This is a genomic window from bacterium (assembly GCA_020444065.1).
Classification (GTDB): domain Bacteria; phylum Sumerlaeota; class Sumerlaeia; order SLMS01; family JAHLLQ01; genus JAHLLQ01.
Genome location: JAHLLQ010000002.1, coordinates 196,512 through 220,443 on the forward strand (window position 1 = coordinate 196,512; position 23,932 = coordinate 220,443).

A 23,932-nucleotide genomic window follows, 5' to 3' on the forward strand; every position below is an offset into this window, starting at 1 on the left:
TACGCGGCCGCTGCGAAAACCTTGCCGAACTCGGCGAAGAAAGACAGCCATGAGGATTCTAGGGATCGATCCCGGCTTGGCAAGCACAGGTGTCGGAGTCATCGAGCGCCAAGGCGAAGTCTGGCGCCTCGTGGACTCTCGCGAGGTGCGGACATCCTCCTCGGCTGCCCTGCCCGGGCGCCTGCAGAAGATTCACAATCTCGTCGCGGGCGAGATTGACGCGTATCAACCACAGTCTGTTGCGATCGAATCGATCTTCTTTGCCAAGAACGTCCGAAGTGCCGTCCTGATGGCTCACGGCCGCGGCGTGGCGATCCTAGCGGCTTCGACCCAGAGACTGCCGGTGTTCGAATATTCTCCGCTCGAAATCAAGCAGTCCGTCCTCGGCAACGGACGCGCCTCGAAGACCCAGGTCATGCAGATGGTCAAGGTTCTACTGGGGCTGGAGAAACTGCCGGCCTCGGATCACCAGGCCGACGCGCTGGCCTGTGCGCTGGCGCATGCCTATCGATCCGAATCGAAGGCACGCCTGGCCCAGGGCGATGATTCAACCGATGCAAGCGGGACGGAGGATGCGAAGGCGTTGTTGGCCCTGGCGAAACGTTCTCGCCATCGGCGACGGCGCTAGCCGGTCACTTCGAGACTTCGCTCGGCACGGCTTCCTGCACGCGGTCCAGAATCGCATTCGCCATCTGGTTCGGCATCAAACCCAACTCCTCGAACAACTGCGTCGGGCTGCCGTGATCGACGAAACGATCCGGAATGCCAAAGCACGTTGCGCGCACGGGCGCCTCTTCTTCGGTCAGCAACTCATTGACGGCTGAGCCGAATCCACCGGCCAGCGCATTGTCCTCGGCCGTGAAGAGGAAGTCGTGTGTCTCCGCCAATTCGAGAAGCAGCGCACGATCCAGCGGCTTCACAAAGCGTGCATTCACAACCGTGACCGGATGCCCGAGACGATCGGCCAGAATCTCCGCCGTCTTCTCGAAGGCATCGACCATGTTGCCAATGCCGATCAAAGCCACGCGGCGCCCACGAGAGAGGATCTCCCCTTGGCCGATCGGAATCGTTTGGGAAGGCCCGGAGAAATCTACACCGCTGCCCGCGCCCCGCGGATAGCGCACTGCAATCGGGCCGTCGGCGTGCTCGACACCGGTGCGCGTCATGTCGCGCAATTCCGCCTCATCCTTCGGGGCCATGATCACCATGTTCGGAATAATGCGCAGGTAGGACAGATCGAAGACACCGTGATGCGTCGGTCCGTCTGCGCCAACCAATCCACCGCGATCGAGAACGAAAAACACCGGCAGTTTCTGCAAAGCCACGTCGTGAATAATCTGATCGAAGGCGCGCTGCAGGAACGTCGAGTAGATCGCGCACACAGGCTTCAAACCTTCGCACGCCATGCCGGCGGCCATCGTGACGGCGCACTCCTCGGCGATGCCAACATCATAGAAACGATCCGGGAATTTCTCGCCAAAGAGGTCGAGTCCCGTGCCGCTGTCCATCGCTGCAGTGATGCCGACAATGCGATCGTTGGTTTCGCCGAGCTTCACGAGCGACTTGCCGAAGACCTTCGTGTAAGCAGGCGGGCCCTTCTTCTTCGCCATCACGCCGGTCTCGACTTTCATATTGGAGGCTGCGTGGTACTTGATTGGATCGTCCTCTGCGTACTTGTAGCCTTTGCCCTTCTGCGTGATGGCATGCAGCAGAATCGGCCCGTCCAGATCCTTGATCGAATTCAACGTCTCGACCAGCGCCTCGACATCATGCCCATCGACCGGGCCAATGTAGCGGAAGCCCATTTCCTCGAAGAACATCCCGGGCACGATCATGCCCTTGATGGACTCCTCAACGCGGTGTGCCCAACCCAGGAACGTGTCCGGCGCGACCTTCTTGATCAGGCCGATGACGTCTTTGCGGAATTGCTTGTACCAGTTGTGCGTCACGGCCTTGCGGAACATCTCGTGCACGACCCAGACGTTCTTGCTGATCGACATCTCATTGTCGTTCAGAACGACCAGCATTCGCGTCTTTCGCAGACCGGCGTTGTTCATCGCCTCGTAGGCCATGCCGCCCGTCATCGCGCCATCGCCGATCACGGCCGCCACTCGGTTCGTCTCGCCCTGGTGATCCCGGGCCAGCGCCATTCCCAGCGCCGCAGAGATCGATGTCGAAGCGTGCCCTGCTCCGAATGAATCGGAATCGTTCTCAGCGCGCTTCAGGAAGCCTGACAGCCCGTTGTACTGGCGAATGGTCTCAAAATCGTCATTCCGGCCGGTCAGGATCTTCCAGGCGTAGGCCTGGTGCCCCACGTCCCACACGACCTTGTCGCGCGGCAGATCGTACTGATGCAGGAGCGCAACGGCGATATCCACCGCTCCGAGCGGCGCTCCGAAGTGCCCACCCTTGCGCGCGATCACATCGATGATCCGGTGGCGGACTTCCTTTGCAAGCTGCGTCAGTTGGGGGACGGTAAGCTGACGGACGTCTTCCGGGCCCTTGATGCGAGGCAGAATAGCCTGCTCTGCGACCGCCTCGACGGCATGGTCGGCTTTCGCGCCGGCCTGACCGAGGGGTTCTGCGTGGGAATGCGACATTACAGCGTTAGCCTCTCACAGGGCGGAGGTGTGGTCACCAATCGAACAATCGGACGTCTCGCGTGCAAGAGACGGGCCGGAGAGTGTGGCGATCAGAATCCGTCCTCCTGATCCTCGAAATCCTCTGTTTCCAACTCTCCCTGGGCGTTCTCGCGGACGATTTGCACCCGCTTTTCCAGTTCCTCCAGCCGCTTCAGGCACTCCTGGCCGACTCGGCGCCCTTCCTCGTACAGTTCAATGGCCTTCTCGAGGTCCACCTCGCCGCTTTCCAGCTTCTCGACGACCGCCTCCAGGCGTTCAAGCGACTTCTCGAATGACTGGGGTTTCTTTGCTTTCTTCGTGTCCGCCATGGCAGTCCAGACAGTCCTCAGAATCCGCTGGGCAGAGGGACTTTCGCCGCCCAAGCGCGAGTCTTCATCCTCTCGCGCTCCGGGGGCGCTGCGTCAAGTACAAGGGGGCGCACTGGCGCGACTGGACTTCATTCCGGCGCTGCCATTCTGGGCGAATCGCTATATGTCACTACTTTGTGAAAAAAAGCACAATTTCGCCCTTGACCCTGAGGGGCATTGGGAATACCCCTACTGCCGAACGCGCGAATGACCACTGGGGAGTAATCGCTCGCGCGTTTTCTTTACATCGGAATTTGTGAATATTTTCACAATATGAGGGGAGGGAGTTCCTTGAACTTCGCACCGTCTACACCTGTATCCAGCCGCCGGGCTCGCGCCGAAAACCTCGAATTCGTCGCCCTGGCAATCTTCGCCTTCATTCTCCCGCTGATGCTTCGCCACCCACAGGCGCTCGTCGGCACGGCGGTAAATACTGCCCTGATCCTCGGTGCGCTTCACCTGCGCTCCTGGGGGAAACTCCTCCCGCTGATCGTTCTGCCCTCCGTGGGCGCGATCGCCGGAGGCATGTTATTCGGTCCCGACGTCACCCTGGGCCTGGCGCTGCTGGCGCCGGTCATCTGGGCAGGAAACGGGGCCCTGGTCGTCGTTCTTCGACGACTGGAAGACCGTCGCTACCCGGCGGCGCTTCTCGCGGCTGCAGCGGCCAAGACGCTGCTGATCGGCGGGGGAGCGGTTGCCCTGGTCGCTGCAGGTCTTCTTCCGGCCGCCCTTGCCGGCGTGATGGCTCCGCTGCAGTTTGCGACGGTCCTGGCCGGTGGACTGCTCGCCTGGCCGTTGGCTCACCTGATCACCAAGACATTTTCGACGGATCGCTAGAGAGAATCTTCTCCGGCACCAAGCGCGCCCCGCGGGCTGCCACCGGACCGGCAGCCTGCGGGGGACCCCTCAGGCCGCGGCCTGATGGCCTTCTTCCAATACGAGGAGAACTTCAATGAGTGAAGCCACCATGGTTCCCGACATTTCGCGGACCGTTCAGAAGTGGCGTAAGAAGCGGGGCAGCCTGATCATGGCGCTCCACGAGATTCAGAACGCTTACGGCTACGTGCCGCGCAACGTTTCGTTGCAGCTTGCTCAACTCATGGATGTGCCCCTGGCGCGCATCTATGAGGTGATCACCTTCTACAACTACTTCCGCCTCGAGCCGCCAGGAAAGAACGTCGTCTCCGTCTGCATGGGGACGGCCTGCTACTTGAAGGGCGCAAAGGAACGCGAAAACGAATTCTGCGAGCAACTCGGCGTCGAAGAGGGTGAAACGACCGAGGACGGTCAAGTTCACCTGCAGTCGGTGCGCTGTGTCGGTTGCTGCGGACTATCACCGGTGGTCGTCGTCAACGGCGAGACCATGGGCAAGATCGGCCCCGAGGATGTGAAGTCGATCATCCGCAAATGCCGGGAGGAGCACTAAGTCATGGCAAAACTGGATCCGAAAGGTCTGGACGAACTCCGCGACCAGTACGCGGCCTCTCGTGGTGGCGGAAACTGGATCAAGGTCGGTATGAGCACATGCGGTATCGCCGCAGGCGCAGAGCCCGTATACAGGGCCCTGGCCGATGCGGTGCGCGACCGCGAACTGAACATCGAAGTGCGAAAGACCGGCTGCGTCGGTATGTGCTCGATGGAACCGCTGGTCGAGATCAACGTCGATGGCGCGCCGCGCACCATGTACGGCGAGGTCGGTGTCGACGCGGCGCTGCGACTTCTGGATGAACACGTCGGGCGCAAGCATGTCGTTCCCGGCTTCCAGGTCCCCGGCGTCGATCAGCTCGGGTTCTACGAAGAGCCCGGCCACGACCCGAAGGCAAAGCAGCATCGCATCGTCTTGCGCAACTGCGGCATCATCGATCCGACTCACATTGAAGACTACATCGCCCGCGGCGGCTACCAGGGCATCAAGCGCGCGCTTGCTGAACTCGGCCCCGAAGGCGTGATCGACGAGATCAAAAAGAGCGGCCTGCGCGGACGCGGCGGTGCCGGCTATCCCGCCTGGATGAAGTGGTCCTTTGCGCGCAAGGCCGAGGGCGACGAGAAGTTCATGATCTGCAACGCGGACGAGGGCGATCCCGGCGCATACATGGATCGCAGCGTCCTCGAAGGCGATCCGCACGCCGTTATCGAAGGCATGTTGCTCGCCGGTTACGCCATCGGCGCAACAACAGGCTTCATGTATGTTCGCGCCGAGTATCCGCTCGCCATCGATCGCATCGAAAACGCGATCCGCCAGGCTCGCCGCTTGGGCCTGGTTGGCAAGAACATCCTGGGCAGTGACTTCAACTACGACCTCGAAGTTCGTCTCGGTGCAGGCGCCTTTGTGTGCGGCGAAGAGACGGCTCTGATGGCTTCGATCGAAGGCAAGCGCGGCACTCCCTGGCCGCGTCCCCCCTATCCGGCGGAGAAGGGCCTGTGGGGCAAGCCCTCCAACATCAACAACGTCGAGACCTTGGCCAACGTCGCACCGATCATTCGGAACGGCGGCGCCTGGTTTGCAAAGATCGGCACAAAGAAATCATCCGGAACAAAGGTCTTCGCCGTCACAGGCAAAGCGCGCCACTCGGGCCTCGTCGAGATTCCGATGGGCACTTCCCTTCGCGAAATCGTGATGGACGTTTGCGGCGGCGTTCCCCCCGGACGCCGTGTGAAAGCCGTCCAGACCGGTGGACCCAGCGGCGGCGTGATTCCCGAGGACAAACTCGATACTCCCGTCACCTACGAGAGCCTTCAGGAACTCGGTTCGATCATGGGTTCCGGCGGTATGATCGTCATGGACGATACAGACGGGATGCTCGACATCGCGCGCTTCTATATGGGCTTCTGCGTAGAAGAATCGTGCGGCAAGTGCGCTCCCTGCCGAATCGGCGGGAAGCAGATGATGAACATCCTCGACAAGATCGCCGACGGCAATGGCACGCCGGACGATATCATTCTGCTGAAGCGCCTCGCGCGTTCCATGCGGAAGGCATCGCTGTGCGGTCTCGGCCAGACGGCGCCGAATCCCGTGCTGTCGACTCTTCGTTACTTCATGAACGAATACGAAGAGAAACTGCTGCAGCCGGTTTGATCTGAACATCTTCCAGCAAAACAACACGCAAGAGTGACCAAGAGAAGAGGGGAAAATGATCAAGGCGAAGATTAACGGGATTCCGGTCAAGGTTCCGAAAGGATCGACCATCCTGGAGGCCGCTGAAACGGTCCAGGTGACAATCCCGACATTGTGTAAACATCCCGACCTCGATCCGACGGCTGCGTGCGGTATCTGCGTCGTGAAGCTTAACGGCAGCGGAAAGATGACCCGCGCATGCTGCACGCCGATCGAGGATGGGATGGAAGTGATCACGCACGATCCCGAAATCGTCGCGGTACGCCGCACAGTGATCGAGCTGATTCTCTCCCGCCATCCGAACGAATGCCTGACCTGCGGCCGCAATCAAAACTGCGAGTTCCAGACCCTGGCGACGGACTTCGGCGTGCGCGAGGACGTGTTCGACAGCGTCGTTCCCGATTTGCCGATCTATAACACTACCAAGGTTCTGACAATGGACCCGCGCAAGTGCGTCAACTGCGGGCGTTGCGTGCAGGTTTGTCAGGAAGTGCAGGACGTTCATGCGCTCTGCTTCCTGGATCGCGGCATCGATACGCACATCGCAGCCGCGGGCGTGAACCTGGTCGAATCGCCGTGTGTGAAGTGCGGCCAGTGCTCTGCGCACTGCCCGACGGGTGCGATCGTCGAGTACGATGAAACCAACAAGGTCTGGGATTATCTCGAAGATCCGGACATTCACACTGTCGTGCAGATTGCTCCTGCCGTGCGCGTGGCGATCGGCGAACCGTTTGGCTTTGAGCCTGGCACTAATTTGACTGGCAAGCTCTACGCCGCGCTGCGTCGCATGGGCTTCGACACGATCTTCGATACGAACTTCGGCGCTGACGTGACGATTCTGGAAGAGGGCCACGAATTCATCTCCCGCTTCCTGAACGGCCAGCAGGACATGCCGCTCATCACCAGTTGCTGCCCGTCGTGGGTGGACTTCATGGAGAAGTTCCACAGCGACATGATTAATCACTTCTCGACCTGCAAGAGCCCGCACGAAATCGTTGGTGTCTTAACGAAGACGTACTACGCAGAAAAGCAAAACATCGATCCCTCTAAGATCCGTGTCGTCTCGATCATGCCGTGTACCGCGAAGAAGTGGGAAATCCGCCGCAGTGAAGAAATGCACGCCTCCGGGTACCAGGACGTCGACGTTTCAATCACGACGCGCGAACTGTCGCGCATGATCAAACAGGCGGGTATCTTCTTCCGGGATTTGCAGGACGAGGAAGCCGACCAGATTCTCGGCGATTACTCCGGCGCTGGAACGATCTTCGGAGCAACCGGCGGCGTGATGGAAGCAGCGCTACGAACTGCTCAGGACATTCTCACCGGCGAGACGCTCGAGAAGATCGACTTCGAGCAGATGCGCGGGCTCGAGGGAATCAAGCGCGCTGAACTGCAAATCGCTGGCCGCCCAGTTCGCGTTGCGGTGGCTCACGGCCTGTCGCACGTGCAGAGCGTTCTGAACGAGATCCGTCAGGCGAAGGAAAACGGCGATGAGCCGCCGTATCACTTCGTCGAAGTCATGGCCTGCCCCGGCGGTTGCGTCGGCGGTGGCGGACAGCCCTACGGCGTGGACGATGATGTGCGGATCGCGCGCGCGAAGGGACTGTACTCAGAGGACGAACGCAAGACGATCCGCAAGTCTCACGACAATCCGCACGTCAAGCAACTGTACGATGAGTTCTTGACCAAGCCGCTCAGCCACAAGTCGCACAAGCTGCTGCACACGCAGTACCAGGCAAGGTTGACTTACACCCGATAGGACTCCCTGCCTCCGTGAAGGACCCTTGTTAGAAGGGGAGGAGTGAGACCCGCCGACTTGATCCCTCGGCGGGTCTTTCATTTGTCAGGTCAATCGATGCCCCAGGCCTTGTGCATCTGGCGGCTAAGTTGCCAGCGCGGATTCTTGCGGCAGTACTCCTCCGCCTCTGCCGTGTTGCGTTCCACATCGGGGCCATCCATCGGCTGCAGGAACCAATGCGTGAAATGAAGATCCGGCATGGCTTCCACGTTCTCGGGGAGCAGGCCTTCCTGTGGGAAAACAAGCTTCAGTTCATCGCCCCGACGCAGAATCCAATCCGAGCCTGCCTTCGGACTGACGCAAACCCAGTCGATCGGCGACGGAAGGAACCGCGTGCCGTTGGTTTCGATCGCAACGCGGAAGCCCTCTGCGCGCAGAGCGTCGATCAGCCGGCGATTGACCTGCAGCAACGGCTCGCCGCCCGTGCACACAACCGTTGGCCGCGCACCCGGGCCGTTCGCGCCGCGCGCCCATTCCAGACGCACGTTGCGGGCAAGCTCCTCCGCGCACCGGAAGTGCCCGCCGCCCCGGCCATCCACGCCCACGATATCCGTGTCGCAGAACTGGCAGATGGCCCGCGGACGATGCTCTTCACGTCCTGACCACAGGTTGCAGCCAGCCAGGCGAAGAAACACGACTGGCGTGCCCATCTGGTGGCCTTCGCCTTGAGTAGAAAAGTAGAGCGTCTTGACGGCGTAGCTCATTCGGCGCCGCCCGCGGGACGATTCTGATACGGCACCGGATCTTCGATGCCGGCCTCCGCAAATCCCTTCAATCGCAGCAGGCACGAGTCGCACTCGCCGCACGCGATGCCTTCCGGCGAAGGATCGTAGCAGGTGTGCGTCAGCCCGTAATCGACTCCCAGTTCGATCCCCTTGCGCACGATGTCGCCCTTCGTCAGGTGCAGCAGGGGAGCGTGAATCCGGATCGGATCGCCGCCCTCGGTGCCGATCCGCGTCGCCTGGTTGGCCATTTTCTCGTATGCCGCGATGAACTCCGGCCGGCAATCCGGATAGCCGCTGTAATCAAGCGCATTGACGCCGATGTAGATGTCGCGGGCACCGACGACCTCGGCCATGGCCAGTGCATAGGACAGGAAGATCGTGTTCCGCGCCGGGACGTAGGTGATCGGAATCCCGGCGTCCATCTCCTCCAGCGACCGCCCTTTCGGCACGGCCGCCTCACTGGTCAGCGCCGAGCCGCCGAAGATCCGCAGGTCGATCTGCGCCTCCTCGTAGCGCGCCACGTCGTAGGCCTCCGCCACGCGCCGGGCCGCCTGCATCTCCACGTCGTGGCGCTGGCCATAGTACACCGCCAGGGCGTACAACTCGAATCCCTCAGCCTGTGCGATCGCCAGGCAGGTTGTTGAATCCAGGCCGCCACTCAGCAGCACTATGGCTTTCTTCCGATTACTCATGGTTCACTTTCGAAATCAATCTCTCCCGCCCGGCGCGGAGTGTTAGGTGACGCGGAGCGCGGCTGGCAAGCGAGAACGTACTCCCCGTGGATTCCTGTTGTGTCTCATCCCACCAGCCGGTATTTCTTGAATGATTTTTGAACATTGAGATCATTGTGGGTTTTTGGGGCCTGTCAAAGACTCCACTAGAGAGAGGAATACCAATGTCGTCGGACCAGGAACTGAAGGCACGCGGGCGGATTGGCGAGATTTTACTCGAATGCGGCATGGTGTCGAAGGAGCAACTCAATGAGGCTCTGGATCTGGCTCAACGCGCCGGCAAGCGGCTCGGCGAGGCGCTGATGGAGCTCGGGACACTCGATGGCGACCAGTTGTCATGGGCCCTCGGGCTGCAATTCGACCTGTCCTACGTCGATTTGTCCCCCGGCATGATCGACTGGGAACTGGTCCGGCACTTCGACCTGGATCGCTTGCGCGACCTGGGCCTCCTTCCGATCGCTCATACCGAGGGTGCCATCCGCGCCGTCATCGCAGACCCGACTATCGCCCAGCGCACCGATGAGATTAAGGAGCTGTTCCAGGGCAATCCGGCGATTCTGCAACTGGCGGCCTCCGAAGACATCTTCGAGATGCTCGACCTTGCAGCCAGCGAAGAACGTGAAAGCGCAGCCGCGCCGGATGATCGCACGCGCATCGGCAACCAGATGGAGAAGTGGATCTCCGCGCTGGCAACCGGTGAGCTCGAGAGGCTGATCATTCGCCCGGGCTATGATGAGAGCAGCACTGTCGTCGTCAGTCTGAGCCCCCCCTTGCCCGAGTATGCGACCAATCTGTCCGTCGTGGATGTAGAAGCCTACGCCCAGCGCCTGTCCGAATTCTTCTCCTCGAACTTGCACTTGCCCGGTGGGTTCTCCGGTCTTCGACCAGGAAAGGGAACCCATCGCCATCGCGCGATTCGCGCGGTGTCCCTTGCGGGAGTTCGTGGCCGCCTGTTGGCCCTCGAAGCGCTGGCCGTCGAGTTCGCCTCTCGCGAGAAGGCACCGATCCTCGTCTTCGCCGGGCCATCGCAGCGCCTGGCCAAGGCGGCCGTATTCCGCGCGTGCGAACGTATTGCCGCCGAGCGCACCGATCGCCTGCGTGGCCTGCTCGTCTCCTTGGAGGCGCGCATCGAGACAACCTCGCCTGTATTCTTCCAATCCGAGATGCCGGAGGCTCGCACGCGTATGGCCGTGTGCCCGCAAGTTGTGAGCGCCGCATCGCCGCTCTTGACGGTTGTGGAAATCGAGCCTGGAGTCCGCGCACAGGCCTTCGCCGAGACCGCCCAATCCATGCGACTGACCCCGCTTGGCCTTGTCCTGCACGCTGAGACGGAGGAGGCCGCTCGCGCCAAGTGCCCCATGGCCGCTCAGGTCCTCTTCATTCCGCCGGACATGGAGAAAGCGATGGAGGTTCTGGCCGGACGCCTGGACAAGTTCATTGTCCCCAACAAGCCACCGGAAGCCTGAAAAAACGGAGGTTAGGTCTGCTCTGCGTTCCTTCCGCGACAGAGATTCAGCCCCGCCCGTCAGAGATCGATCACCTCAATGAGCCCCCGCATCTGGCGGGGGCTCTCGCCATCTCTGCCCATGGTTGTACGGCCCATTCTGCCGCGGGGCTTTGACGTTGACACCTTTCGCCCCAGAAGAGGACCCTCGGGAAGGCTTGATCGCTGGGTGCTCGGTACTTCGGTGCCGCGCGCACGGCTTGTTGTGCTTGAACGGTCTGTGGACCGACCGACAAACCTTCAGCTCGGAGAACGAGGGCCATGCGTAAAGCGCTTCTCATTCTGCCTCTCTTCATTCTTTTGGCAGTCGCCACACCTGTCGCAGCATTCCTCGTGACGCCGTTGGACGACGGTAATCTCGCCGTCGAAGTGGACACCACCGGCCAGACTCTCGAAGATGCAGTCGCGGCGGCGAAGTTGGAAGCGGTCAAGGGTACCGTCGGTCGCGTTTATCTCTCCAATAACCTGACGCTCGCGGATGATCTCCTGGGCAAGTACTTGGAGAACTACGGCAACGGATTCGTCTCTGCGGTCGAAGTTCTCAACGAGAGCTATCAGGCGGGCCAGAGTCAAATCACGGCGCGCGTATTTATCGATTATGCACGCATGATCGATGACCTTACAGAGAAGAAGTTCCTCTACACTCCCGCATACAAACCTCGTTTCGTGACGTTCATGACAGAACGTCTTGACGGTGAAATTTCCAAGGAAGGCGTTGCGCGCGAGACTCTTGCGCAGTCGCTGAACGCGCTCGGCATGCGCCGCTACGGCAGCGAACTCCCCTCTCCGCCGGCCGAGACCGATGTCATCATCGATGAACTGCTGCTCGATGCGGCGATCATCAGTGCCCAGCGCGCCGGCGTCGAAATCATCGTCTCCGGCGAAGTCGACACAACGCTCCGCGAACAGCGCCGCCTCTACTACGACGATTACTGGTTCTACGACACTGAAATGACGGCCCGTATGGTACGCGTCGACACGGGCGAGGTCCTTTTTGAGGCGACCGCGCAGGGGTCAGCCAGCGACACGAGCCAGGTAAACGCAGTCCGCACCGCCATTCAGCGCGCGTCGGATCGCGTGGCCGAGAAATTGCTGGCCCAGTATGAAGAATTCTGGCCCGTCGTGGTGCAGAGGGGCGCCGATTACGAAGTCCTTCTGACGGGCATTACGGACGAGACGCTTGAAATCGTGAAGCAGAATGTCGAACGACTCGGCCACACCACAAACGTGCACTTGCGCAAGCGTTTCGACCGCTCGGCCGTCCTGGCCATCGAGTTCGATGGACCCAAGGCGGACTTGCTGGACAATCTGGAATCCTGTCCCTTCCCGACTCTGTACATCCTGAATCCGGATGCGGAGCGGGACTTCGAGGTTCAGGTGTCCGGTTGATCGAACGCGATCGCGCGCACCGAACTTGTTCCTAACAGGGGAGTCATTAATTGAAAGCCAAGAGTTGGATCCTCGCCCTGGGCTGTGGAGCGCTGCTGCTCTGTGGTCCGGCTCGCGCACAGGAAGATTCTCAAGATACACCCAGCGAAGTTGAGCAACCCCGGCCGGCTGTCGAAGTACTGACAGAGCCCACCGGTGAATTCCGCCTGAACGCCCTCAAGGGCGATCCCGTGGAACTGACACTCCGGGATGTGGTGCTGCAGACCTTGATGCAGAATCTCGACATCAAGATCAGCAAGAAGGATCGCGATATCGCGGCGGAGCAGGTCTTCGCCGAACTCGGCATTTACGATCCGGTATTCGAAGCAGGCGTCACACGTACGCAGATCGACGAGCAAAGTCGCACCCTTCCGCAGAACCGCTGGACCGTGGACGAGAAGGACACCCAGTCCTACGCGGCACTGTCCCAGCGCACGCCGTGGGGTACGATGGTCACTTTGGAATTCACCGACCATCGCCAGCACATCCTCGACCGCGATCCGCGCGTCGGCAACACGCTGTCTCCATCCTACCGACAGACGGCCGGCGTGACGGTCACGCAGCCACTGCTGAAGAATTTCGGCCCGCTCGTTAACAACGCCAATATCCGCATCGCAAAGCGCCGTCTCGATCAGTCGAACGAAGCCTTCCGTGGGCAGATCATGGACCAACTTGCCTCTGTGATGGGCGCATACTGGGAGCTTGTATTCACGATTCGGAATCTGGATGTGCAGGAGCAGGCCCTTGCGTCGGCTCGCGAACTCGAACGCGTGAACAAGGCCCGCGTCGACGTCGGTTCGCTGCCGCGGCTCTCCCTTGTTCAAGCCCAGGCGGAGGTCGCGTATCGCGAATCCCTTGTGGTGAATGCCGAATCCGCGGTGGCACAGGCCCAGGACAACCTCCTTCAACTGATGAACTGGGACCGGACCGATCTTGACAAGGAATGGAATCGCCCGATCATCCCGGTGGATTCGCCGGAGTTCACCCCCGATGTCCGTTTCAGCGACAGCGAACTGATCAATGTCGCCTTCGCGCGCCGGCCGGACTTCCTGGCTGCTGTAACGGAACTCGATGTCGCACACATCAATCGCGACGTCTCGAAGCGCCAGCGTCTTCCCGAACTGAACGTCTTCGGCAGCTATACGTACTCGGGCCTCGACAATTCGCGCTGGGGCGCGTTCGACTACGTCGACGACATGGACTACACGGACTACTCGTTTGGTGCAGAGTTCCGCTTCCCGCTGTTCAATCGTCAGGCCCGGGCGCAGTACCACCAATCACTCGATTATGCCGAGCAGCAGGAGTTGTTCATCCAGCAGCTCGAAGTTGCGATCACCGGCCAGGTGCGCGCCAGCACGCGCTCCGTTCGCACGGCACTGCGCCGCATCGATGCCACGCGCAAGCAGGTTACCGCCGACCAGGAGAAGCTGGACGCTGAAATCAAGCGTCGCGAAGTCGGCGAGCGCACGACATTCGATGTCTTGGACTTCCAGGACGACCTGGCCCAATCCCAGGCCTCGGAAGCACGCGCGATGGTGGACTATCAGATTGCAATGATTGAGCTCGCGCGTTCGACCGGAACGCTGCTGGATGCACAGAATATTCTTGTCGACGACCAGGTTCCGCCGGGTGGCTTCGACCTTGGCTTCCAGCCAGTCTCGACCGACTCGATCACTCCTGAAGAGGTCGACGAGGCAGTGCCGAGCGCGCAGCATCTGCTCGCTCCGCTGCAGTAGAGGCGCCTCTACTCAGCGCCGTTATAAATCCAGATATCTCCACTGCTGGCCACGCCGTTCGTCGGATCGTACGTGGCCAGTAGCCATTTTGAGGGCTCCCACGTTCGCACCGTGTCCTCAGTCAGATCGAAATCCTGATCCGGCCCTCGGGAGATTACGATCCAGCGGTCTCCATCTTCTTTGACCCAGTAACCAAGCGGAGCGCGTTGCGGTCCCTCGGCGGCGAAGAGATCCAGCCGGAGATAGCGCGCGAGATCCTGGTAGTAAGGCGCATCGCCTTGGTTTCGAGCATAGAATTCTGAGATGGATTTCGGCAGCGCACCTTCCGCGGGCGCTGGGAAGGCTCCGTCCGCACGCTGCATCTGATTCAGGGTCACCTGCACAATCATGAGATCTCGGTAAAGACGTTCGAGCTTCTGTTGCGCCTTGCGCCGTTCGATATTCCAATCGACCCCGAAGAACAACAAAGCGGCGATGACCAGAACAGCCAAGGAAACCGCAATGCCGGTGCGGCGAAGTTCCGCTTTTGTCCACGTCTGTTCAGAAAAGTCCACCGCGAGGGCCCCCGAAACGGTCTCGAATGTTGACACACACCCGTGGCATCGTGCGACTAGAGACTTAGAGTCGACCCAAAAAGCGAAAAAAGCATGAGTCTGGCCGATCATTCCAACTTCTACGAAGTCCTCGATGCCCTCGACACTGTCGGGGTCATCAGCCGCGTCAAGGCCCGTATTCGGACATCCGGCGCGCCAGTCCTGATCTATCGCCTGCCTGAGGAAGGCTCCAGCAAGCACGAGGTGAAGATACTTAACGACCTGAAGCGCTGGGGCACAGTCCGTAATCCGCGCCTGCCGATGATGATCGACGCCTGGCAGGCGGATGGACGGATCGAGTACGCGCAGATTGAGTATTCTGGCACTTCATTGAATGATCCCGCGGGCCACGGGCCACTGATGAATTCGCGGCGGGGCCTGGAGATGGAAGTCGTCTGGCAGTCGTTGAATGCCATCCGTGCACTTCACGATGCGAGCGTTAGCCACGAGCACCTGCGTCGTGATTCCTTTGAAATTCTGCGGGACGGAACAGTCTATCTTCGCGACAATGGACTGCTGCATTGCTTGAACAGCCAACTCGCGAAGGGTGGTTCTCAGTCGGACATCGGCTTCATGCTCTCCTCAAATCTGATGCGACACGATGTCGGCGATTGGGCCCTGACGATCACAGAGTGCCTCAGCGGCCAGTCGCTGGCGAACCTCGATGATTTGGAAACGCCGTTGCTCCCGCCGCACATCTACGAAGGTGCTGTCACGCAGTTGCGTCGTACATTCAAGGAACCCGATCTGGCGAATTTCATGGAGCGTGCACTGGCTTGCCGCGGCAAAGAGGAGCCAGAGTTCGGCAATGCGATCGATGCCCGAAAGGCTTTCGAGAAAGAGTTCCCGAAGGTGGTGCGCCCATGATCGGCCAGGAACTCGGATGGAATTTCGTCGAACGCGTCGTGGACCGCGGGTTCTTCGAGGATCAGCTTGTCGAGCATGAGACCACCGGACTGCGTGCCGTACGTCGTTTGTTCTCAGAGAATTTCTGCGCCGACGATATCGCCGTCGGCACGGTGCGTCGCCAGGTCGAGAAGGCCGCCGTCGTTCAGCACCCCGGAATTCCTGCAGTTCTACACGTGGAGGACACCGGCAAGCAGATTGCGATCTACTACGAGTACATCCACGGACGCGCATTCGAGAAGATGACGCGCGACCGCGACTTCAGCAAACCCAAGGCCTGGGGCGGATATTCCCTGGCGATCGTGCATCTTCTCCTGACACTGCGTCAGTTCGGGCTTGGCTACGATCGGCTGCTGCTGGAGGACCTTGTTCTTCTCGATGGTCTAATCAGAGTTCGTAATCGCTGGCCGATTGGCGATCTCGACGAAAGCGAAACCGGCGGCAGTCCATTCCTGGAACGTATGGCGCAATCTCCGTATGGTGGAGTCTATGCCGTCGAGAAGCGACACCCGCATGCCGAGGCCCTCAATCGTCTGAAGAACTTGCTCTACTTCATGGCCTCCGGCCAGTGGGAACAGAACATGTCCCAGACGATCGAGCGACACACGGCTGAAAAGGCCACCGGTCGTTCCGTCAGCAAGACACCGCTGGGTCTCGAATACGAAATCGAAGATATCCTGATGCGGCTGCACGACCCAGCGGGGGAGCGCGGCATCAAGTCGCTCGAGGAACTGGAGAACGCGTTGACGCTGCTGACTGGCAGTTCGCGAGCCAGTCAAAGTCGTGCGAGCCAAAGCCGGGCTAGTCGAAGTGTCTCACGATCCAGTCAGCCGGATTCGATCTCAAAGACCATGGGCAAGCCGGCGCCGGGATCGGAGTGGGATTCCTCCGGCGAAATCCCGATGCCGGAAATTCCCTCGCCCGACGAGCAGGAACGCGAATATCAGCGCGCAAGCGCCGAGGCCGCGCGCATCCATAATACCGAAGATGCATTGCCGAAGCTCGGCGGCCCCAGCGATTCCGATACGGGCAGCAGAGGCCTTCCCCAGGAGGCGACCGACGATGAGGATGACGACGAGGATCGCAGCTACCTCTACCCGACGCGGCCATCCGGCGATTCGACATCCCGTCCAATGCTATCCACTTCCAGCCTCGCATCGGCTGAAACCACCAGGCGCGCAACGAAGCCCGCTCGCATTAAAGAGCCAATCGAGTGGGGATTGTGGATCAAGATCTTTGGGGCCCTCATGGTCTTTGGTGTGATCATCGTCGGCGCCGTCTTCGGCGTGAAGTACATTCTCCTGAAGAAGCCGAACCATGCGCCGGTTGCGCAGTTCCAGCACACTCCCGGCACTCTGACCGTTCTGCAGAAGATCGAACTGGATGCCACCCATTCAAGCGATACGGATGGCGACTCGTTGACGTATACCTGGCGAGTCGTCGATCTGCCCAAATCGGACTACCTGATTCGCCCGAATGGCAGTTCGGAATCCGCGCAGACAACGCTACAGTTCTTTGTCAGTGGTGAATATACCGTCGAACTGTCGGTGTTTGACGGCGCGCTGTCCAGCGATCCCGCCCGGCAGACGCTCCTGATCGAAACCGCACAACCGCGCTGAATATCATGACCGAAGCGCTCGCAGAAGTCGCTCAATGGTTGCAGGACGCCCGGTCGGTGCTCGTCCTGACCGGCGCGGGCATCTCTGCCGAGAGTGGCATTCCCACCTTCCGTGGGAAAGACGGGTGGTGGAAGAACCACGACCCGATGGAACTTGCATCGCCGGAAGGATTTGCGCGGAACCCAGCGCTCGTGTGGGAATGGTACGCCTACCGTTACCATCTCGTCGAGAAAGCTCAGCCAAATCCTGGGCACCACGCGATCGCGCATTTGGAGGAACGGACTCCTGCGTTCCTGTTACTGACCCAGAATGTCGATGGCTTGCACCGTCGCGCCGGCAGCAAGAACGTGCATGAAATCCACGGTTCGATCCAACGCATGCGTTGCACGCGAACGGGCAAAATCTACCATCCGACCGATGTGCCGATCGAGCCTCCGTTCCCGCTGAAGACTCCCGACGGCGACCTGCTGCGTCCGGACGTTGTCTGGTTTGGCGAGACGATTCGTATGGATGCGGCGGAGGCCGTTGAGGACTTTCTTGCAACCCACCATCCCGATGTCTGCCTGCTCATCGGAACGTCTGCGCTCTTTGCCTATATTCAAAGCTGGAGTCTGCGCGCCAAGTACGCCGGCGCACGACTTGTTGAAATCAACGCCGAGCGTTCCACCCTGTCGGGCATGGCCGACGCGTTCATTCAGCAGCAGGCAGGGACTGCGCTCCCTCAACTTGTCGAGGCCCTTACCTAGTCGAGCTTCTCGTCAAACGGTCCCGAGAACTTGGGATCGCGCGCCGCGTAGTCCCCCTTCTTTGCGACCTCCGGATTAATCCACTCGATGACGGCTGCGTAGCCCTGGCTGGGTTCGTCGTAGCGAAGGTAATTGTCGACCACGTACAGGACCCGGAACTCCTGCTTCAGTTGGAACGTCAACGTTGGATCGTGCAGTTCGCCCTTCACAACCTTCAGGACGTACTCCTCGGCAGACAACGTTCCCGCGCAGCGATGGTAGCCGCGCAGGCGAGCGCCCGCACGAATACGCAGCAACCCAAGTTGGCGGACGAGTTCTCGCCTGGCGGCATAGATCTTCCGGCCGATTCCCTTGCCCTGCGAATCGGGATGAACCATGACTTCCGCCCCGTAGAGCGTGTGACCTTCCGGATCGTGGTTCGTGAACATGCCGGCGTCGGTGAACTCGCGCCAGTTTCCGTGGCGCTCGTAATCGTCCCACAAGACGATCAGGCTGGCGGCCATCCCGAGGATACGTCCATCGCTCCGATCTTCCGCGACAAACTGACCTTCCGGAAAGACCTCCAGGTGTTTCCCCAGGGTTGCATTTCCCCAGGGCGGATCGTCCGGGTAGACAATCCGGCAGAGCGCAGCAATGGCCTCGAAATCCTCGGGCCGGGTATTGCGAATAATGACTTCAGTCACAGTTTCTCGAATTCGACGACTTCCGGATTCGCGACAAGAGCCGCGGTCCTCTTGCTGTCGTTCAGTGGCAGTACAGACCCAAACTCCCGGGACTCGGCAATCGTCTCCATATCGAGATCGGCGATCACCATCGTCTCGAGATTCGGCATCCCCTCTGCCAAAATGCCGTCGCGCGCAAATGAAAAATCGCACGGAGTCAAAACAGATGCCTGTCCATAATTCAGCGAGATGGCGGGCACCATCGGCAGCGATCCGACCGTTGAGGAATGGATGACATAAACCTGGTTTTCGATAGCCCTGGCATGGGCGCAATACCGCACGCGAAGGAAGCCCTGCCGATCGTCTGTGCAACTCGGGACGACGATAATGTGGGCATCGTTTCGTGCGGCCGCGCGGACGATTTCCGGGAACTCCACATCGTAACAAATCGCAATCGCCAGACGCCCGAACTCCGTCTCGAAGATCTTCAACTTCTCCCGAGGCTCCACCTTCCAGTCGATGACCTCCCACTTCGTCATGTGCATCTTCCCTTGCACGCCGTACTCTCCGGATGGGGCGAACAGGTAGCTGTCGTTGTGCATCTTCCCCGTCTTCTCATCCATGGTCGGAAAGGTGCCTGCCACGATGTAGAGATCGTACTTCTTCGCAAGCCCGCTCATGAACTCGATGAATTCCGGCAGGCGCGCGGCAAGGTCGCGGACTTGCTTCTCGATCGGGCGCTTCACATCGTTCAGCGTCAGCAACTGGGTCGAGAAGTACTCCGGGAATACCTGCAAGCGGCATCCGTAGTCGGAAGCCGTCTCAACCAGTGCCTCTACCTGAGCCTGGAACTGCTGCAATGTTTCGATCGGACGGATGAAATACTGCAGTGAACAAACGCGAAGTCGTTTCGGCATAGTGTTTATCCTTGGGGCTATTTGTTTCAATACACGCCAGAGCGCAGGCAGCGATCAAGATCGAACCGCCGCCGATCGGCACATTCTACTTGCGAATCACGTCACTGCTTGAGGCGCGGATCTCCTGGCGTTGTTCCCGGATTTGGGCGCGGCCCATTCGGAGCAGCTTCTTAAGCGCCGCCCAATGTCCCCAGCGCAAGATGCCTACCAGGACCGCCGCTGCGAGGGCGCCCTTCCAGAGCGAGCCCAATGGGCTGCCAGGAGTGCCCCACCAAGCGTAAGAGGCAAGCAGCAACAGGATCAGCCCGACGGCAATCGCCAGGCGCTCGCATGTCAGGAGTATGGCAGCAAGAAATTCAAACTTCCAGGCCCCCGGCGGGTGCGGGGCTCGAAGTTTCGTGACTGTCGATGACGATTCTTGGGACACGGCCGCCGAGCTGACATGTGATCTCGTAAGGAATTGTACGCGCAATGCGCGCCACTTCCTCCAATGAGATTCGCTCACCACCCTGCGATCCGTAAAGTACAACTTCGTCGCCCACGCGCCCCTCGGGCAGCTTGGAGAGGTCCACAATCGTCTGGTCCATGCACACGCGCCCGACGATCGGAACGCGGCGGCCACGAATCAATACCTGGCCTCCGTCACCATAACAGCGCGGCAGCCCATCGCCGTAGCCAATCGGCAGGATTCCCAGGCGGCCGTGTTCCGGCATGACGTAGCGTCGCCCGTAACTGATCGACGCGCCGGCCGGCCGATCGTGAATCGCCACAATTCGAGTGGCGAGCGTCATGGCCTGCTTCAGCGGTAAGCCACCGGCGGATGGGTCCGGGTGCGCGCCATAAAGCAGAACGCCCGGACGAACCAGTTCGTAGTGCGATTCCTCGTGGTGGAGCACCGCGCCGCTGTTGGCGGCATGCACAACCGGGCGGAAGCCAAACTTGTGGACGCGCCGAGCGACGAACTCGAAACGCTGGCGCTGGCTGATCGTATAATCGACATCGTCCTGGTTTAGACTGTCGGAAACCGAGAAGTGGGTCATGAGCCCTTCGAGCGCCTGGGGCATCGGTCCGAACAGATCGAGGAACGTCAGCCGATCCGGGCGGAAACCATACCGCCCCATGCCGGTGTCGACCTTCAGATGCAGACGTGGGGCAACGCCACGGCGGCGCGCGATGGCCAAGTGCTGGCGCAGAAGTTCGATCGTTCCGATTGTGACAGAAATGCCGGCCCGTTGCAGCAAATCCGCATCGTCCGGGAAGGACGGTCCCGCCACGAGGATCGGCATTTCCTCCAGACCCTTGGACTCGCGCAGCGTTAGCGCTTCGTCCACCGTTGCGACTGCAATCCCTTGCACACCCCATCGGGCGGCCTCGCGGGCGACGTCGACCATTCCGTGCCCGTACCCGTCCGCCTTGACAACAGCCATGATGCCGCAGCGCGATCCGATGCGGCGGCGGATGAACTCAAGGTTATGGCGAATGGCTGCCAGATCGACCACGGCTCGGGTCGGGCGAATCGTCGGGGCAGGCGCCACGACGGGGGCAACGGCGGGGGACAGAAGCGACATGGAACAGGAAGCCCTCGAAAGACACTCTTCCCCAGCCCTGCCCGCAGGCGACCAACAGCATCAAGAAGAAACCACCATCGAGAGAAGCGGAAAACGCGATCTCCACCTCCGCACAACGCCGGGCTCGCCATGGTACAAACTGTGCATTCGAGACGTTCGAGCTCGAACGGAGGTACGAGAAAACTCTCCATGGCTACAGATCCTGTCGAAACTCCACGTATGCCGAGTAAAAAGGCCCGCTGGCTGTCCATCGGGGCCGTGGCGATCGTTGTGGGGATCGGTATTACAGCGGCCGTCCTGCTGACCGGTAACGGGCCGGAGATGATGGAGTTCTACCTCGACCCCGCCACTCCCGCGACGCGCAGCCAACTGGTTGAGGAGCTTCGCCAGCGCCGCGAGGAACTTCTTGCCTTGGACATTGTGCCGGATGCCGCCGCCGACGGGTGGCGGGAGGATGTGCTCCAGATCGCCGCTGCAGTCGAGGATTATGCCATCAGGAAGGGCTCGCTGCCCCATCGAATCAGCGATCTGGAAATCAGCCCGGACGAAATTGCGCCCGGCATCCGAATCGTCTCCGGACGCTCGCACTGGCGGCTTTACGGACCTGACGGGTCGCTATTGGCGCGTGGGAATTAGCGAATGATGCGGAGGATCTGCAGCAGGCGACAGAATCTCTGAAGGAAACCGCCGGGCGACTCATCCTCGGGCTCGATCTCCGGATCGAACCCGTGGGCGCGCAGATCGTCCAGCAGCGATTGAACCACCTGGTTGTCCGGCGCCAGTGTCGCAGCCGCCTCGAGATGCTCGAAGGCTTCCAGATTTCGATTCTCCTGAATCAGCACCGTCGCCAGGTTCGCCCGGTATGTTCCGTTTGCGGGCTCCAGGTTAACGGCCCGACGAAAGGCGTCGATGGCCTCGTCGCGCTGGTCCGCTTTCAGCAGCATCATCCCGAGCTCATTGGTGCGAGCCGGGGAGCGCCCAGACAGCGCCACCAGGCGCTGCTGCGCCGAGATGGCCGATTCATACTGTCCCGATTCCATCAGCAGCCGCGCCAGCGCTTCCCACAAGAACGGGTAACGAGGATGACGGTCGGAGAGATTCCGGAGCGTCTTCACCATGCCGGCGCGATGCTCTTGTTGCAGACGTTCTTGTTCTTCCAGCGACTTCGCCGGCTTCGGCCGCGCGGTCATGGCGCGCTCGAATATCTGGAAGTCGCCAGGGAAGTCCAGGGCGAACCGCGCCAGGAGGATCTCGCTTTCGGTGTCTTCGCTTCCAGCCAGTCCTTCTGCCTTGTTCAGGCAATAGAGAGCGGCCCGGGTTTGACCTCTCAGGCGACGGACCTGTCCCAAACGCAGCCAGGCCTGCCAATCCTCCGCCTGCGTCTCGACCCACTCCGTCGCGACCTCGTCGGCGCGTTCGAGCTTCTTCTGCTCGACCAGGAAGTCGAACAGCCTCCGATGCGACATCGGGTTGATTTCCGGCCCTTCGATCGCGCGTTCGAGCAAAATCTCCGCTTTGCGGACCTCGCCCCGCTCCCAGCACATCATCCCCAGATTTGTCAGCGCCGTCGAACGCCGCGGGTTTTCCTCGAGCACCCGGCGCCAGCAATTCTCCGCCTCGCGCGCGTTTCCCGCTTCGGCGTGACAGACGCCCAGTCCTTCTAGCACATCGGCGTCCCGCGGGAAGCGCCGGGCCGCTTCGTTCAGAAGGTCATAAGCCCGCATCGTTTGACCCTGGTGATGCAGAACCGTGGCCATTCGGACATAGGAGGACGGTACCAATGGGTCATTCGGCGCCGCGTGTTTCAAAAAGTCCTCCAGCAACGGCAGGGCTTCATCGAACCGGCCATCTTGGAACAGGTAGTTCCCCAGCAGCCCGCGGAACGGGGGGAAATGCGGCGCCAGATTGCAGGCCTCGCGCAGCGCGTTCAAGGCCGCATCGCGGCTCTCTTCGCCACCCTCGGCGAGAGTCGTCTGCGCCAGCATTGCCAGGGCTCGGCACGGTTCGTCGAAGTGCGGATCCGCCTGCAGCGCCTCCAGGAACGGCTCAAACGGGGCTTCCGGGTTCCGGGATTGGACGGGCAACTGACGCGTCACGAGGCGCGCTACGCCTCTCAGATACGCGCGAAATGCCCGAAACGAGTTCGTCGACTGGCGGGAGATGGCCTCGCGAATGGGCGGGCGGATGGCCGGGGCGATCAGATCGACGACCTGCCCGAGGACGGGGAAGAACTCGCCCAGAAAGTCCGGCGCGGCCGCTTCAATCTTCGTTCGGAAGCACGTGAACCCGCCGCTAACATCAATCAATTCAACGTGGAGATCGATCGTCTCGCGGTACTGGAGGGAGCCCTGGAGGATGTGCGTTGGCTTTACGCCGGGCGGCGTCGGGAGCTCCAGCGCCTCCTCGACCGACCACATCGAGTGCCGCACGACCAGGCCGCGTTTCCCGGGATCGTTGTCTGGCGCGAAAATCAGGTGATGGGCGTAGACCTGCGCATTCGGGATCAGGCGCAACCGGCCCTCGATCAACGCCGCCAGGCCGCGGGACAACTCGCCCAACGACGGCTGCTTGCCTCCCTCCGGAAGCGCAAACGGCAGAATCGCGATGCACGGTTGTTCTGTGTTCATCGAAGGACCATTCCCCAACAGCCCGCTTTTCGCTGTCCCGATCTGTGGGGACTATGAGCCAGGGACCCGTCATTCGGCAAGCCGAACAAGGGCCGGCGGCGAGGCTCTCTGCAGATTATTCGTCCAATACCTGGCCGTGCTTCATGGCCAGATTCGGGCCAGTGAACATTCGTGGCCTTTCCGAGACGGAACTTCGCTTGAGCCCGATGCCCGACCTCGTCATATTCCGGGAACAATGCCTCCCCCCGGAGGCGACTTCGACCGTTGG

At 60.7% G+C, this 23,932-nt stretch carries 21 protein-coding genes; 12 read left to right on the forward strand and 9 right to left on the reverse strand.

Features of this window, described 5'->3' with window-relative positions; genetic code table 11:
- Positions 1-49: 49 nt before the first annotated feature.
- Positions 50-628 carry a crossover junction endodeoxyribonuclease RuvC gene (ruvC, locus tag KQI84_05385; protein MCB2154297.1) on the forward strand — a complete coding sequence of 193 codons (579 nt, stop codon included), beginning with the start codon at positions 50-52 and terminating at the stop codon, positions 626-628.
- A gap of 4 nt (positions 629-632) precedes the next feature.
- Here the strand turns inward: ruvC and dxs are convergent, their stop codons facing one another.
- Together dxs and xseB are read right to left on the reverse strand one after the other, a co-directional pair.
- Entirely contained in the window at positions 633-2,600 is a 1,968-nt protein-coding gene (dxs, locus tag KQI84_05390; protein MCB2154298.1) for a 1-deoxy-D-xylulose-5-phosphate synthase, read from the reverse strand.
- Between the two features lie 92 nt (positions 2,601-2,692).
- The gene (gene xseB, locus KQI84_05395) at positions 2,693-2,950 is read right to left on the reverse strand and encodes an exodeoxyribonuclease VII small subunit (GenBank protein ID MCB2154299.1); all 258 of its coding nucleotides are present in this window, start codon (positions 2,948-2,950) and stop codon (positions 2,693-2,695) included.
- Positions 2,951-3,280: 330 nt separating this feature from the next.
- Here xseB and KQI84_05400 point away from each other — a divergent pair, with 330 nt between their 5' ends.
- From KQI84_05400 to KQI84_05415, 4 genes are all read left to right on the forward strand, one after another.
- Entirely contained in the window at positions 3,281-3,826 is a 546-nt protein-coding gene (locus tag KQI84_05400; protein ID MCB2154300.1) for a hypothetical protein, read from the forward strand.
- Between the two features lie 115 nt (positions 3,827-3,941).
- Positions 3,942-4,415: an NAD(P)H-dependent oxidoreductase subunit E gene (locus tag KQI84_05405; GenBank protein MCB2154301.1), complete on the forward strand. Its 474-nt coding sequence runs from the start codon at positions 3,942-3,944 to the stop codon at positions 4,413-4,415.
- Positions 4,416-4,505: 90 nt separating this feature from the next.
- On the forward strand, positions 4,506-6,065 hold the full coding sequence (locus KQI84_05410; protein ID MCB2154302.1) for an NADH-quinone oxidoreductase subunit F: 1,560 nt from the start codon (positions 4,506-4,508) through the stop codon (positions 6,063-6,065).
- Between the two features lie 55 nt (positions 6,066-6,120).
- On the forward strand, positions 6,121-7,863 hold the full coding sequence (locus KQI84_05415; protein MCB2154303.1) for a [FeFe] hydrogenase, group A: 1,743 nt from the start codon (positions 6,121-6,123) through the stop codon (positions 7,861-7,863).
- Positions 7,864-7,952: 89 nt separating this feature from the next.
- Here the strand turns inward: KQI84_05415 and queE are convergent, their stop codons facing one another.
- Both queE and queC read right to left on the reverse strand, forming a co-directional pair.
- Complete coding sequence (gene queE / locus KQI84_05420) at positions 7,953-8,606, reverse strand: 7-carboxy-7-deazaguanine synthase (GenBank protein ID MCB2154304.1); 654 nt, start codon at positions 8,604-8,606, stop codon at positions 7,953-7,955.
- Positions 8,603-9,319 (reverse strand): 7-cyano-7-deazaguanine synthase QueC, encoded by a 717-nt coding sequence (gene queC / locus KQI84_05425; protein ID MCB2154305.1) that lies wholly within the window; start codon positions 9,317-9,319, stop codon positions 8,603-8,605. The genes queE and queC overlap by 4 nt, the downstream gene beginning before the upstream one ends.
- A gap of 203 nt (positions 9,320-9,522) precedes the next feature.
- Between queC and KQI84_05430 the strand changes: the two genes are divergently transcribed.
- From KQI84_05430 to KQI84_05440, 3 genes are all read left to right on the forward strand, one after another.
- Positions 9,523-10,824, forward strand: a complete 1,302-nt coding sequence (locus tag KQI84_05430) for a hypothetical protein (protein MCB2154306.1) — start codon at positions 9,523-9,525, stop codon at positions 10,822-10,824.
- A gap of 299 nt (positions 10,825-11,123) precedes the next feature.
- Complete coding sequence (locus tag KQI84_05435) at positions 11,124-12,251, forward strand: hypothetical protein (protein MCB2154307.1); 1,128 nt, start codon at positions 11,124-11,126, stop codon at positions 12,249-12,251.
- Between the two features lie 50 nt (positions 12,252-12,301).
- Entirely contained in the window at positions 12,302-14,026 is a 1,725-nt protein-coding gene (locus tag KQI84_05440; GenBank protein MCB2154308.1) for a TolC family protein, read from the forward strand.
- Between the two features lie 8 nt (positions 14,027-14,034).
- Here KQI84_05440 and KQI84_05445 read toward each other — a convergent pair whose 3' ends face one another.
- Positions 14,035-14,580, reverse strand: a complete 546-nt coding sequence (locus tag KQI84_05445) for a preprotein translocase subunit SecE (protein MCB2154309.1) — start codon at positions 14,578-14,580, stop codon at positions 14,035-14,037.
- Positions 14,581-14,673: 93 nt separating this feature from the next.
- On the opposite strand from KQI84_05445, the gene KQI84_05450 reads away from it, so the two are divergent.
- From KQI84_05450 to KQI84_05460, 3 genes are read left to right on the forward strand one after another with little or no spacing between them, the layout of a single operon-like run.
- Complete coding sequence (locus KQI84_05450; protein MCB2154310.1) at positions 14,674-15,486, forward strand: hypothetical protein; 813 nt, start codon at positions 14,674-14,676, stop codon at positions 15,484-15,486.
- Entirely contained in the window at positions 15,483-17,144 is a 1,662-nt protein-coding gene (locus KQI84_05455) for a PKD domain-containing protein (GenBank protein ID MCB2154311.1), read from the forward strand. The genes KQI84_05450 and KQI84_05455 overlap by 4 nt, the downstream gene beginning before the upstream one ends.
- A gap of 5 nt (positions 17,145-17,149) precedes the next feature.
- On the forward strand, positions 17,150-17,890 hold the full coding sequence (locus KQI84_05460) for an NAD-dependent deacylase (GenBank protein MCB2154312.1): 741 nt from the start codon (positions 17,150-17,152) through the stop codon (positions 17,888-17,890).
- On the opposite strand, the gene KQI84_05465 is transcribed toward KQI84_05460, so the two are convergent.
- From KQI84_05465 to alr, 3 genes are all read right to left on the reverse strand, one after another.
- Positions 17,887-18,573, reverse strand: a complete 687-nt coding sequence (locus KQI84_05465) for a GNAT family N-acetyltransferase (protein ID MCB2154313.1) — start codon at positions 18,571-18,573, stop codon at positions 17,887-17,889. The genes KQI84_05460 and KQI84_05465 overlap by 4 nt on opposite strands.
- Positions 18,570-19,469 carry a carbon-nitrogen hydrolase family protein gene (locus KQI84_05470; GenBank protein ID MCB2154314.1) on the reverse strand — a complete coding sequence of 300 codons (900 nt, stop codon included), beginning with the start codon at positions 19,467-19,469 and terminating at the stop codon, positions 18,570-18,572. The genes KQI84_05465 and KQI84_05470 overlap by 4 nt, the downstream gene beginning before the upstream one ends.
- A gap of 356 nt (positions 19,470-19,825) precedes the next feature.
- Positions 19,826-21,037 (reverse strand): alanine racemase, encoded by a 1,212-nt coding sequence (gene alr, locus KQI84_05475; GenBank protein MCB2154315.1) that lies wholly within the window; start codon positions 21,035-21,037, stop codon positions 19,826-19,828.
- 219 nt (positions 21,038-21,256) lie between these two features.
- Here alr and KQI84_05480 point away from each other — a divergent pair, with 219 nt between their 5' ends.
- Positions 21,257-21,673: a hypothetical protein gene (locus tag KQI84_05480; GenBank protein ID MCB2154316.1), complete on the forward strand. Its 417-nt coding sequence runs from the start codon at positions 21,257-21,259 to the stop codon at positions 21,671-21,673.
- Here the strand turns inward: KQI84_05480 and KQI84_05485 are convergent.
- A complete protein-coding gene (locus tag KQI84_05485) occupies positions 21,670-23,664 on the reverse strand; it encodes a tetratricopeptide repeat protein (protein ID MCB2154317.1) in 1,995 nt (664 codons plus the stop codon). The two genes, KQI84_05480 and KQI84_05485, sit on opposite strands and share 4 nt — an antisense overlap.
- Positions 23,665-23,932: the final 268 nt, after the last annotated feature.

What these genes read in the sequence shown, in the direction of transcription:
- KQI84_05435 (MCB2154307.1), top strand. Translation starts at nt 11,124, where the DNA reads ATGCGTAAAGCGCTTCTCATTCTGCCTCTCTTCATTCTTTTGGCAGTC.
- xseB (MCB2154299.1), bottom strand. Translation starts at nt 2,950, where the DNA reads ATGGCGGACACGAAGAAAGCAAAGAAACCCCAGTCATTCGAGAAGTCG.
- KQI84_05430 (MCB2154306.1), top strand. Translation starts at nt 9,523, where the DNA reads ATGTCGTCGGACCAGGAACTGAAGGCACGCGGGCGGATTGGCGAGATT.
- queC (MCB2154305.1), bottom strand. Translation starts at nt 9,319, where the DNA reads ATGAGTAATCGGAAGAAAGCCATAGTGCTGCTGAGTGGCGGCCTGGAT.
- KQI84_05470 (MCB2154314.1), bottom strand. Translation starts at nt 19,469, where the DNA reads ATGCCGAAACGACTTCGCGTTTGTTCACTGCAGTATTTCATCCGTCCG.
- KQI84_05415 (MCB2154303.1), top strand. Translation starts at nt 6,121, where the DNA reads ATGATCAAGGCGAAGATTAACGGGATTCCGGTCAAGGTTCCGAAAGGA.
- KQI84_05485 (MCB2154317.1), bottom strand. Translation starts at nt 23,664, where the DNA reads ATGAACACAGAACAACCGTGCATCGCGATTCTGCCGTTTGCGCTTCCG.
- KQI84_05460 (MCB2154312.1), top strand. Translation starts at nt 17,150, where the DNA reads ATGACCGAAGCGCTCGCAGAAGTCGCTCAATGGTTGCAGGACGCCCGG.
- queE (MCB2154304.1), bottom strand. Translation starts at nt 8,606, where the DNA reads ATGAGCTACGCCGTCAAGACGCTCTACTTTTCTACTCAAGGCGAAGGC.
- alr (MCB2154315.1), bottom strand. Translation starts at nt 21,037, where the DNA reads ATGTCGCTTCTGTCCCCCGCCGTTGCCCCCGTCGTGGCGCCTGCCCCG.
- KQI84_05480 (MCB2154316.1), top strand. Translation starts at nt 21,257, where the DNA reads ATGCCGAGTAAAAAGGCCCGCTGGCTGTCCATCGGGGCCGTGGCGATC.
- ruvC (MCB2154297.1), top strand. Translation starts at nt 50, where the DNA reads ATGAGGATTCTAGGGATCGATCCCGGCTTGGCAAGCACAGGTGTCGGA.
- KQI84_05450 (MCB2154310.1), top strand. Translation starts at nt 14,674, where the DNA reads ATGAGTCTGGCCGATCATTCCAACTTCTACGAAGTCCTCGATGCCCTC.
- KQI84_05455 (MCB2154311.1), top strand. Translation starts at nt 15,483, where the DNA reads ATGATCGGCCAGGAACTCGGATGGAATTTCGTCGAACGCGTCGTGGAC.
- dxs (MCB2154298.1), bottom strand. Translation starts at nt 2,600, where the DNA reads ATGTCGCATTCCCACGCAGAACCCCTCGGTCAGGCCGGCGCGAAAGCC.
- KQI84_05405 (MCB2154301.1), top strand. Translation starts at nt 3,942, where the DNA reads ATGAGTGAAGCCACCATGGTTCCCGACATTTCGCGGACCGTTCAGAAG.
- KQI84_05410 (MCB2154302.1), top strand. Translation starts at nt 4,506, where the DNA reads ATGAGCACATGCGGTATCGCCGCAGGCGCAGAGCCCGTATACAGGGCC.